Source organism: Flavobacterium sp. (assembly GCF_029242675.1).
GTDB lineage: Bacteria > Bacteroidota > Bacteroidia > Flavobacteriales > Flavobacteriaceae > Flavobacterium.
Window position 1 is genome coordinate 1 of the sequence record NZ_JAQWTM010000389.1, and the last position, 11520, is coordinate 11520.

10 protein-coding genes and 1 pseudogene are annotated in these 11520 nt (G+C 34.1%); 4 read left to right on the top strand and 7 right to left on the bottom strand.

Annotation, left to right across the window (positions count from 1 at the left end):
- From P8M54_RS14405 to lon, 5 genes are all read right to left on the bottom strand, one after another.
- Positions 1-631, bottom strand: a 631-nt coding sequence (locus P8M54_RS14405) for an Hsp70 family protein (RefSeq protein WP_300288687.1), incomplete at its 3' end; no start/stop codon positions are given.
- Between the two features lie 360 nt (positions 632-991).
- Complete coding sequence (locus tag P8M54_RS14410) at positions 992-2254, bottom strand: nucleoside permease (protein ID WP_300288688.1); 1263 nt, start codon at positions 2252-2254, stop codon at positions 992-994.
- 68 nt (positions 2255-2322) lie between these two features.
- The gene (gene cmk, locus P8M54_RS14415; RefSeq protein ID WP_300288690.1) at positions 2323-3018 is read right to left on the bottom strand and encodes a (d)CMP kinase; all 696 of its coding nucleotides are present in this window, start codon (positions 3016-3018) and stop codon (positions 2323-2325) included.
- Between the two features lie 7 nt (positions 3019-3025).
- On the bottom strand, positions 3026-4045 hold the full coding sequence (gene porQ / locus P8M54_RS14420) for a type IX secretion system protein PorQ (protein WP_300288691.1): 1020 nt from the start codon (positions 4043-4045) through the stop codon (positions 3026-3028).
- Between the two features lie 168 nt (positions 4046-4213).
- Positions 4214-6664: an endopeptidase La gene (gene lon / locus P8M54_RS14425; protein WP_300288692.1), complete on the bottom strand. Its 2451-nt coding sequence runs from the start codon at positions 6662-6664 to the stop codon at positions 4214-4216.
- 298 nt (positions 6665-6962) lie between these two features.
- On the opposite strand from lon, the gene P8M54_RS14430 reads away from it, so the two are divergent.
- The 4 genes from P8M54_RS14430 to P8M54_RS14445 are packed head-to-tail and all read left to right on the top strand — an operon-like array spanning position 6963 to position 9852.
- Positions 6963-7538, top strand: coding sequence for an RNA polymerase sigma factor (locus tag P8M54_RS14430; protein WP_300288693.1), 576 nt, complete (start codon positions 6963-6965; stop codon positions 7536-7538).
- Between the two features lie 5 nt (positions 7539-7543).
- Positions 7544-8050, top strand: a complete 507-nt coding sequence (locus tag P8M54_RS14435) for an anti-sigma factor (protein WP_300288694.1) — start codon at positions 7544-7546, stop codon at positions 8048-8050.
- Positions 8034-9095 carry a hypothetical protein gene (locus tag P8M54_RS14440; RefSeq protein WP_300288695.1) on the top strand — a complete coding sequence of 354 codons (1062 nt, stop codon included), beginning with the start codon at positions 8034-8036 and terminating at the stop codon, positions 9093-9095. Before P8M54_RS14435 ends, P8M54_RS14440 begins: the two co-directional genes overlap by 17 nt.
- Before the next feature lie 22 nt (positions 9096-9117).
- A complete protein-coding gene (locus P8M54_RS14445) occupies positions 9118-9852 on the top strand; it encodes a head GIN domain-containing protein (protein ID WP_300288696.1) in 735 nt (244 codons plus the stop codon).
- Positions 9853-9920: 68 nt separating this feature from the next.
- Here P8M54_RS14445 and P8M54_RS14450 read toward each other — a convergent pair whose 3' ends face one another.
- Complete coding sequence (locus P8M54_RS14450) at positions 9921-11222, bottom strand: MFS transporter (RefSeq protein ID WP_300288697.1); 1302 nt, start codon at positions 11220-11222, stop codon at positions 9921-9923.
- A gap of 126 nt (positions 11223-11348) precedes the next feature.
- Positions 11349-11520 (bottom strand): annotated as a pseudogene (locus P8M54_RS14455) (M48 family peptidase); the annotation flags it as partial.

Below are 11520 nucleotides of genomic sequence, written 5' to 3' on the forward strand. Positions count from 1 at the left end.
CGAAAACTCCGTCTCCTAATTCAAGTACCGAGATATCAAATGTACCTCCACCTAAATCGTAAACAGCAATTTTTTGATCTGTTCCTTTTTTGTCTAATCCGTAAGCTAATGCCGCAGCAGTTGGCTCGTTGATGATACGCATAACTTTAAGACCTGCAATTTCACCCGCTTCTTTCGTAGCTTGACGTTGTGCATCATTAAAGTAAGCAGGAACAGTAATAACTGCTTCAGTAACTGTTTGACCTAAATAGTCTTCAGCAGTTTTTTTCATTTTTTGAAGAGTCATTGCTGACAATTCTTGAGCAGAATACAAACGACCATCAATGTCAACACGTGGTGTATTGTTATCTCCTTTTACAATTTTGTAAGAAACTCTTTTTGCCTCAGCCGAAACTTCACCAAAACCTTGTCCCATAAAACGTTTGATAGAAGCAATAGTCTTAGTTGGATTAGTTACTGCTTGTCTTTTTGCAGGATCTCCTACTTTAATTTCTCCACCTTCAACAAAAGCGATGATAGATGGTGTAGTTCTTTTTCCTTCTGCGTTAGGAATAACAACTGCTTCGTTACCTTCCATTACAGAAACACAAGAGTTTGTAGTACCTAAATCAATTCCGATTATTTTACCCATTTTTAATATATTTAATTTATTGTATATTCGTTTTTACTACTTGCTCTCTTAAAAGCAATCTCTGTGCCAAGCTAAAACCCCTCTATTAATTGTCAGTTTTTGTTAAAATGGCGGAAAAACATCTGCCAACATGACATTTTAACCAGCTGTCATAGGCTTGCTAGCTCTGTTTTACTATGTTTTTTTAATGAGCAGGCACATTGTACATTTCAACAACATCCCTCCTGCTATCGCCTTTATCTCTCCATTTCATTACGAGGATACCGGCTCTATCAGGGCTATACTTGACAATTCAATTTCATAACAATAAAAAACCCGATGCTATTAACATCGGGCTAGTATAAAAAATATCTAAAGTACTTAGTGATTCAAACTATCAGCAATCTTTGGATCGTGCTTGTATTTGAATAAAAAGGCAAAAGCAATCATAATAACAAAAGCATACCCTGCAAACGAAAACCAAACACTTGGCCATTCGACCTTGTTCTCTACCGTAAAGTAACTAACCGTTCTTCCCGCTAGCTCTCCTCCTACAATTGCTCCAATACCATTGGTCATTAACATGAACAATCCTTGAGCACTAGATCTAATTTTACTATCTGTCTCTTTTTCTACAAACAGAGATCCTGAAATATTAAAGAAATCAAACGCCATACCGTAAACAATCATCGATAAAATCAAGAATATCACACCCGAACCTGGATTCCCTATTCCGAATAATGCAAATCGCAATACCCAAGCAATCATACTAAATATCATAACTTGCTTGATACCAAATTTCCTCAAGAAAAACGGAATGGTTAAGATAAACAACGTTTCTGAAATTTGCGAAAGCGAAATAATTAATACCGAATGCTCTACTCCAAAAGTCCCTTGGTACTCTGGATTGGAACCAAAATCTCTAATAAAAGTATCTCCAAACATGTTTGTTATTTGCAAAGCAGCACCAAGTAGCATTGCAAATACAAAAAAGATAGCCATTTTTTTCTGCTTGAAAAGCACGAAACTATCTAAACCAAACTTACTTGTTAATGTTTGATTACTATTCTTGTTCTCCGCTGGAACATTAGGCAACGTAAAACAAAACAATCCCGTAATGATCATTGCAATAGATGCAAATACAAACTGATTGGTATTCGATTTCCAATCGGTTAAATCCGTTGTCCACATAGCGAATATAAATCCTACCGTTCCCCAAACACGAATAGGTGTAAATGTTTTTTGAACGTCAAAATCATATTTATTCAATACCGCGTAACTTACTGAGTTGTTCAATGCAATAGTTGGCATATAGAAACAACTAGTTGCGAATATAACCCAATACATCTCAGTAGAATTAGTAGCTTGAGTTGCAAAATAAATAGCAATACCAGCTACAATATGAGCAAACCCCAAAACTTTTTGAGCACTAAAATATTTATCGGCTATAATACCCAATAAAGCAGGCATGAATAAACTCGCCCAACCCATAGATCCATACGTTCTACCAATTGACAAACCAATACTTCCTCCTTCGACAGGACCAAAAGTTTGTCCCATATAACCTCCCAATGAAATTAACCAAATCCCCCAAACAAAAAATTGGAAGAAATTCATAATCGTAAGTCTTAATTTTATATTCATATCGCTGCTGCTGTGGTTAAATTTATTCAGGCCGTAAATCTAATATTAAAAATGAGATCTACAAAAAATTATACTTTTTTTACTACTTCATTTACCAATGCGACCACCATGTCAAATTGTTCGGCTCTATTTAAATTAGAATTATCAATCTCTACAGCACCTTTAGCTTGAACTAATGGAGAGTTAGCACGATGACTATCAATATAATCCCGTTCTACTACATTTTTTAAAACTTCATCGTAAGTTACCTGATCACCTTTGGCAATTAACTCATCAAAACGTCTTTGTGCTCTCGTAGCAGCACTAGCTGACATGAATATTTTTAGCTCAGCATCCGGAAAAACCACTGTTCCAATATCGCGTCCATCCATTACGATGCCTTTGTTTTTTCCCATTTCCTGCTGTTGCTCAACAAGTTTAGTGCGTACTTGATCAATCTCGGCTACTTTACTAACAAATCCCGAAACTTCGATTGTTCGAATCTCCTTTTCGACATTGGTATCATTTAAATACATTTCGGCAAAACCAGCTGCTGCATTAAATTTAAATTCTAGCGTAATAAAAGGTAGGCTTTGAATTAGCGTTTCCTTATCAAAATAATCAGCAGTAATGTAGCCATTTTGCATAGCAAAAAAAGTAATTGCTCGGTACATCGCCCCAGTATCTACATAAACATACGATAAATGGTTCGCTAGTTGTTTAGCAAGCGTACTTTTTCCTGTTGAAGAAAAGCCATCAATGGCAATGGTAATTTTTTTATCCAAAATAATATTATTGAAAGTTAATAGTTAATCCAAACAGACTTGTGTTACCCGCTAAGGTATATCTTGAGTAGGAATAATTGAATTTTAATTTATTTAATTTGAGTCCAAAACCAGCTGAAATACCAGAAAAATTGCGTTGATCCACAATACGTAATTCTTCGGCTCTTCTAAAATTATATCCCACTCTAAAATTAATTGCTTTTTTTGGAAATAATTCTACACCCACAATTAAATGACGTAAAGCATTATTTATAGCAGATATTTTTTCTTGTTCGCTACTTCCATTTAAATTGGTTTGTGCTCTATTGGGATTAGAAAAAGCAAGATTCCACTGCTGTAAATTCTCTAGGGTCAAATGCCATCTAATGGGAACATTTTCTAATTCTTGTGAAACGCCAAGCATAATTTCTAAAGGTAACTTTTCATTATTACCAGAATAAGTCGTGAATTGCGTCCCTATATTCCGAATCACTAATGCCCAATTTACATCATTTTTTTCATCGATGTAAATTGCTCCTAAATCAATCGCACCGCCAAGAGAATTATAGGTTTCTAAGCTAGAGCTAATCACTTTTGCATTCGCTCCAATATGTAAATCAGTGTACGGAATATTATAAGAGTACCCAAAGGAAAGTGCTACTTCGCTTCCTGAAAAACTAGCTGTAGACTGCCCGTTTTCATCATAGCCTTCAAAGCTACCATAATTAACGTAGTTTACTCCTGCTTGAAACGTTTGCAAATGCCTATCGTAGGTATAAGCATAAGATGCTGTTCCATAAGTCACTGCACTAAAATAACTACCGTAGTTTAATGCTAAATGGTTGTCCATCTCGGCATTTATGGTTGCGGGATTAAAATTAGCTTGATTGACATCGTCATCATAAATAGTGATGGTTTTCCCGCCCAATGCTGCCTGTCGTGGCGAAGTAACTAAATTTAAAAATTGGTATACATATTTACCTCCAATTTGACTGTAGGAAACAGAACAAAATGATAGCAATAAATAATATACAACTCTTTTGAACATGTGGGAAGCTCTTTTAGGAGAATAAAACGCAAATGCGAAGATAAAATTATAAAAATAGTAATACTCCTTTTCCTGCTGCTATTTACTAACAAATAAAATTCCAAAACCAACTCTTACAAAAGTAAGTTTTGGTTTTGGAATTAGTTTTTAAATGACAAATCGCGCTAGTTAAAGTGTCTTCGCGTTTTTTACATTTTGATCGGTGATAGCAATTTTAAGTACCTCACTCATTTCTTTAACATAATGAAAAGTAAGACCTTGTACATACTCGGGCTTGATTTCATCAATATCACTTTTATTATCTTGGCATAAAATAATTTCCTTAATATTAGCACGTTTGGCTGCTAATATTTTCTCTTTTATTCCACCTACAGGCAGTACTTTTCCTCTAAGTGTAATCTCACCCGTCATGGCTATATTTTTCTTGATTCTCTTTTGCGTAAGCAAAGAAACTAGAGAAGTAAGCATGGCTATTCCTGCACTTGGACCATCTTTAGGAGTTGCTCCCTCAGGTACATGCAAGTGAATGTTGTGTTTTGTTAATGCCTCTGGATTAATACCAACATGCTGGGCATTCGCTTTTATATATTCTAAAGCAATCGTCGCCGACTCCTTCATGACATTTCCTAAATTCCCCGTAATGGTCATTGTGCCTTTTCCAGGGGAAAGTAGCGATTCAATAAATAAAATGTCACCTCCAACACTCGTCCAAGCTAAGCCTGTAACCACTCCAGCCACGTCGTTAGATTCGTATTTATCTCTTTCTAATCTTGGTACACCAAGCACCTTCAGCACATCTTCTTCGGTCACTTTCTTATTGTACTCTTCCTCCATCGCTACTGATTTTGCAGCATTACGAATGACTTGAGCAATTTTAGCTTCTAGACCACGAACACCTGATTCTCTTGTGTAGCCTTCAACAATTTTTTCCAATTGTTTTTTACCAATCGTTAGGTCTTTTGGCCCTAATCCGTGCTCTTTTAATTGTCTAGGAAATAAATGCTGCTTTGCGATTTCTACTTTCTCTTCGATTGTATAACCTGACATTTTGATAATTTCCATACGATCCCTCAAGGCAGGCTGAATCGCAGCCATATTGTTAGACGTAGCAATGAACATTACTTTAGATAAGTCATAACCCAACTCAACGAAATTATCGTAGAAAGCACTATTTTGCTCTGGATCTAATACCTCCAACAATGCTGAAGAAGGATCTCCTTGATTGCTACTAGATAATTTATCAATTTCATCTAAAACAAAAACAGGATTAGAGGTCCCCGCTTTTTTCAAGCTTTGAATAATTCTACCCGGCATTGCGCCAATGTACGTTTTTCTGTGCCCACGAATCTCCGCTTCATCACGTAAACCACCCAATGAAATACGAACATACTCACGCCCCAACGCTTCCGCTACTGAACGACCAATCGAGGTTTTCCCAACTCCCGGAGGTCCTGTCAAACAAATAATTGGAGACTTCATGTCGTTTCTTAGCTTTAATACAGCTAAGTGTTCGATCATTCTCTTTTTTACTTCTTCTAACCCAAAATGGTCACGGTCTAGTATTTTTTGTGCTCTTTTTAAATCAAAATTATCTTTAGAATATTCATTCCACGGCAATTCTAATAAAAGTTCTAGGTAGTTTCTTTGAATTCCAAAATCAGGAGCCTGCGGATTCATGCGACGCATTTTCGAAAGTTCTTTCTCGAAATTTTTCTGCGTTTTTTCATCCCACTTTTTGGTTCTTGATTTGACAAGCATTTCTTCTAACTCTTCCTCTTGTGAAACACCACCCAATTCTTCTTGAATGGTTTTCATTTGCTGATGCAAGAAATATTCGCGTTGCTGCTGGTCTAAGTCAAAACGGACTTTAGACTGAATATCATTTTTTAATTCTAATTTTTGCAACTCAATATTCATGAAACGCAAAGTTTCCAATGCTCTATCTTTCAAATTATTGATTCGCAATAAATCTTGCTTTTCTTTAACAGAAAGATTCATATTTGAAGTAACAAAATTGATCAAAAACGATTGGCTTTCAATGTTTTTAATTGCAAATGTAGCTTCACTAGGAATGTTTGGGCTTTCCTTGATAATTTGTATGGCTAGTTCCTTAACAGAATCTAAAATAGCAAGAAACTCCGTATCCTTACTATCGGGTCTATCTTCTACAAAGTTTTTAATCGTAGCAGTGATATAAGGTTCTTCAGAAGTGACAGTGTCAATTTCAAATCGTTTCTTTCCTTGTAATATAACGGTTGTAGTTCCATCAGGCATTTTTAAAACGCGCAAAATACGAGCTACAGTTCCTACCGAGTGAATATCATCCTTGGTTGGGTCTTCATCTTCTTCGTTTATTTGTGCAACAACACCAATAATTTTTCCTGCAGCATTAGCATCATCAATTAATTTTATTGATTTATCTCTTCCTGCCGTAATTGGAATCACTACTCCAGGATACAAAACCATGTTACGCAAGGGTAAAATAGCCAAAGATTCCGGTAATTCCTCGTTTATCATTTCCTCCTCGTCTTCGGGAGTTAATAATGGTATTAATTCAGCATCTGAATCAAATTCTTGAAGTGACAGATTGTCAATAGTGCGTATTTTATGATTTGACATAGTATATATAAGTCTTTTTGTCAGTGAAAAATTTCGTTATGTAAACAAATGAGCCTGTAAATTAAACCTTTTTTACAAGAAATATAACAATTGACTCTTTATTTAATGAGCCTGTAAAAGAGACAATCATTATGCCAAAAGAAAGATATCAATTTAATTAGTAATGGTATTTGCCTCACATTTAAGTACTATTTTTAGCATCAACCTATTAAAATGAGCTAAAAAAGGATTAAAATTCTTTATTACTGTAACATTTTAAAAGTAACGCAGTCTATAGTATAAACCAGTACTCTTACACTTGACCGGAACCAACCAAAATACTGAAGAGCTCATTTTACTTTGTAAACAGAAAAATGAAAAAGCACAGTTTGAAATTTATAATCGATACAGCAAAGCGATGTACAACGTGGCGTATCGAATCGTAAAAGACGAGCACTATGCTGAAGATGTCATGCAAGAAGGTTTTTTAAAAGCATTTACCAAAATCGATGCCTACCAAAACGAAGTCGCTTTTGGAGCTTGGCTAAAAAAAATAATTATCAATTGCAGTATTGATTTCTACAAAAAGAAAGTCAAATTCACAGTTAGTGATTTCAGCGATACACTATATAAAATTGAGGATATCGAAAAATCGCATACGGATGCACTAGACTTGACCACTTTAAAAGTACAGCAAGTCTTGGAAGTAATGAACTCTCTAAAGGATAGCTACAGAATGATTTTGACGCTATTTTACATTGAAGGTTATGACCAAGAAGAGATCAGTGAAATTTTGAAGATAAGTTACACCAACTGCCGCACCACATTAAGCAGAGCGAAAGATTGTTTGAGAATTAAATTAATGAAATTATGTAAAATGAAAATGAAGAATTAGATCAAATGTTTGCCAATTTGACTAATCAATGGGATATTCAGGAACCAAAAGAAAAACATGAACTTAGATTTATAAAAAAACAAAAGCAAACAACTTTTAAGCTTAAACTATTTTTACCCCTTGCAATAGCAGCGTCAATAATGCTATTCTTGTTTTTAAATAGTAATGCTGATCCAGTAGAAAGTCCCAAAGATTTCAAGTTTGCCTCCAAAGAAACCAAACAAACAGACTCTATTTTTACCGTACTGATTGAGAGAGAGCTAGAAAAAATAAAAGATAAAAAGTCACCTGAAAACGAAAAAATAATTTCAGATGCTTTAAAACAAATGAAGATTTTAGACAAGGATTACGCTAAAATATTAAAGGAACTAGATTTAAATGGAGAAAGTAAGCAAATAATAAATGCTTTAATAAGTAATCTTCAAATTAGGATTTCATTTCTTCAAGAAGTATTACAGCATATTGAAAATACTGAAAAATTAAAAAATATTCCCCATGAAAATACTATATAGCACCCTCCTACTCTTATTCTTGCTACCAGTATTATGCTTAGCGAATGAATTTGACACAGGCTTCGTGAAAACTAAAATCATAAAAAAGGCGTATTACGTTAATCCTGATGCCGGCTTAAATATTGATAATTCATACGGTAATATAACTGTTACTACTTGGGATGAAGATAAAATTGATCTCGACATTATTATTAAAGTAAGTGGCAGTAATGAAGGTTGGGTTAATCAGCGTTTGAACGAAATCGACATTGATATCAATGCGTTAAAGCATTTAATTTCGGCCAAAACAATTTTAGGAAATACCAATTATAAAACCAAAGGGAATAATAATAGCTTTGAAATCAATTATGTAATAAAAATTCCAAAAAAAGGAAGCATTCAGTTACGTAATAAATATGGAAATATTACTGTGGCTGACCTTTGGGCACCATCTGACGTAAATTGTAAATACGGCAATCTAACTACTGGCAAATTGTATAGCGGTAAAAATACAATCCAAATAGAATATTGTCCAAATTCCTCAATAGAATATTTAAATAATGGAACCATCACCGCCCGCTATTCTGGATTAAAAATAAATTCACTATCAAAAATTGACTTATTATCTGACTATACCGAAACAACAATCCAAGAGGCAGATGCCGTTCAATATACTAGTAAATATGGGACATTAAATGTTGAGAAAGTAAAATCAATTGCAGGAACTGCAAATTATATGGAGCTCCAATTTGGAGAAATAAACGGCGATTTTAACTTATCCGCCAAATATTGTCAAATAGCCATTGATTACCTTAGCGCTAAAGCAAAAGATTGCATCATTACTGCTGGTTATTCAAATATGAAAATTGGGTACAGCAGCAGTTATGATTTTGATTTCACAATCAATGTTCGCTATGCCAACTTAAAATCTGATACTGACTTACTATTTTTTAATAAAGAAGAAACCAATACGAGCAAATCATATCGAGGATATTTTAGTAAAAAAGGAATAAATAATCTCAACATAAAATCAGATTACGGAAACATACTATTATCAAAAAAATAACAAACTTAAAATCAGACTTCCAATGAAAAACACAATTAAATCTCTAGTTTTTTGCGCACTATTAAGCGCAATGAGTGCCAATGCACAATGGTCAAACAGCTCTAAAGTTAAAGGAAATGGTAAAGTCGTTAGCGAGAAACGAACTACTGCTTCGTATGATGAAATTAAAATAGGTGGGGCATTTGATGTTGAACTAATTGCAGGAAAAGAAGGTGAAATTAGTTTAAAAGGAGAAGAAAACTTACTACCATTAATAATTGTTGAAGTCGAAGGAAATGTTCTAAAAATTTATCCAAAGAAGAATATTAATATGAGTTCCACTTCTGGAAAAGCTATCGTCGTAACAGTACCTTTTGAGAGTATTTCAGATGTTTCTTTAGGTGGATCTGGTAGTATTATTGGAAAAAGCATCATTAAAGCTGATCGTTTTAATGCTAAATTATCTGGATCGGGTGACATCGTGTTACTAATAGATGCTCAAGATGCTATGGCTGCTATTAGTGGCTCAGGAGATATCACCTTAAAAGGAAAGGCATCTAATTATGAATGCAAATTATCTGGATCAGGAGACATTAATTCCTATGAATTGGAGGCTGTTAATTGTAATGCAGCTATGTCAGGATCAGGAAATATTAGAGTTAACTGTACTGATACTTTAACGGCAAGAATCTCAGGATCTGGGGATATTGAATATAAAGGCAATCCAAAAACGAAAGACACTAAAGTAAGCGGTTCAGGCCGAATTTCTAAGAAATAAAGCTGTTGCGTTATCAAATAAAAAAGCTGTTTTTAAGCATTCTTAAAAACAGCTTTTTTAGTATACTTCTATTTCTTTTCTTCTTTAATCATATTAAGTACTATAAATCCTAGTAAGAAAAAAACTGCCAAAATAAAGAAAGAATTACGCATAGAATTGGTAATCGCTCCAACAAAACCAAAAATAAAGGTTCCAAATACGATAGCTACCTTTTCAGTGACATCAAAAAAACTAAAGTAGGTAGCATGATCCTCAGTCTCCGGTAATAATTTAGAATAAGTGGAACGGGACAACGATTGTATAGCCCCAAGGACCATTCCAATCGATCCACCTAAAGCATAAAACTGAAGATCAATATATTCACTTTTAGCATCTAAAAGATAAGCAGCAACGCAAATTCCGCCCCAAATAATTATCGTAATTTTCAATGTCTTGATATTTCCAATTTTTTCAGACAACCTAGAGAACGCAAAAGCACCAAAAATAGCCACTAAATTAATTAATAAAATAATCGTAATTAATTTACTAGTATCTATCCCTAACTCCTTTTTACCATATAAACCCGCTAACAAAATAACGGTTTGCACACCAATGCTGTACAGAAAAAAAGCCGTTAAGAATTGCTTTAAAACTTTTAATTCTGTCAAACTTTTAAAAACAATTACAAGTTCTTTAAACCCTTTAAAAATATAATCTTTTTCAGGTTTTTTATGAAAAACATTGTTTGGCAAATAATAAAAAGTAATTTGAGCGAAACCCATCCACCAAATTCCTACCGCTAAAAAGGATATTCTTGCCGGTAAGGAGCTATCAGTGATCCCAAATAAATCGGGTTTCATTACCATAGCTAGACTGAAAACTAACAAAATTAAAGATCCAAAATAACCGTACATAAATCCTTTGGCACTTACTCGATCGTGCTGCTCAGGAGGAGCTACTTCAGGCAAATAAGAATTATAAAATACAATACTTCCCCAAAAACCAATACTAGCCATAATAGTTCCTACAATCCCTATCCATAATGTTTCTTGACCCGTAAAGAAGAATAAAGCCATTACAGACAAAGAACCTAGATAGCAAAAAAACTGCAGAAACTTTTTCTTATTTCCAGTATAATCCGCTATTCCAGAGAGAATAGGAGATAATATTGCTACAATTAAAAAAGAAAAAGACAAGGAATACGATAATAAAGTAGAATTGTTAAAATCAACGCCCAAAAACCGTACGATACCGTTGTTGTCGCTAGTGACAGCATCATAATAAATAGGAAAAACTGCAGTTGCAATAACTAAACTATAAACAGAATTTGCCCAATCATAAAAAGCCCAAGCATTTATTAATTTTGAATCTCCTTTTTGTAAAGCTTTCATAGAATATTTTTTAACGAATTTATCTATTTTATTTTAGGAAAGTATGTTTTTTGAAAAAATTAAATTTTGGGCACAAAAAAAGCCATTTCTAAATTAGAAATGGCTTTAAATTATTGTTGATTCTGACTATTTAAATATTACCCCAAATTTAGCAGCAGTCGCTTTTGCTTCAGGAATCATAGCTTTTATATTTGCAATTCTGGTTGCATCTGAAGGGTGTGTACTCATAAATTCTGGTTGCGCAGCTCCCCCTGAATTAGCAGACATTCTTGACCAGAATGCAACTGCATCATCTGGA

Coding starts and splice junctions, on each gene's coding strand:
- P8M54_RS14410 (WP_300288688.1), bottom strand. CDS start 2,254: ATGAATATAAAATTAAGACTTACGATTATGAATTTCTTCCAATTTTTT.
- porQ (WP_300288691.1), bottom strand. CDS start 4,045: ATGTTCAAAAGAGTTGTATATTATTTATTGCTATCATTTTGTTCTGTT.
- lon (WP_300288692.1), bottom strand. CDS start 6,664: ATGTCAAATCATAAAATACGCACTATTGACAATCTGTCACTTCAAGAA.
- P8M54_RS14435 (WP_300288694.1), top strand. CDS start 7,544: ATGTTTGCCAATTTGACTAATCAATGGGATATTCAGGAACCAAAAGAA.
- P8M54_RS14440 (WP_300288695.1), top strand. CDS start 8,034: ATGAAAATACTATATAGCACCCTCCTACTCTTATTCTTGCTACCAGTA.
- P8M54_RS14445 (WP_300288696.1), top strand. CDS start 9,118: ATGAAAAACACAATTAAATCTCTAGTTTTTTGCGCACTATTAAGCGCA.
- P8M54_RS14450 (WP_300288697.1), bottom strand. CDS start 11,222: ATGAAAGCTTTACAAAAAGGAGATTCAAAATTAATAAATGCTTGGGCT.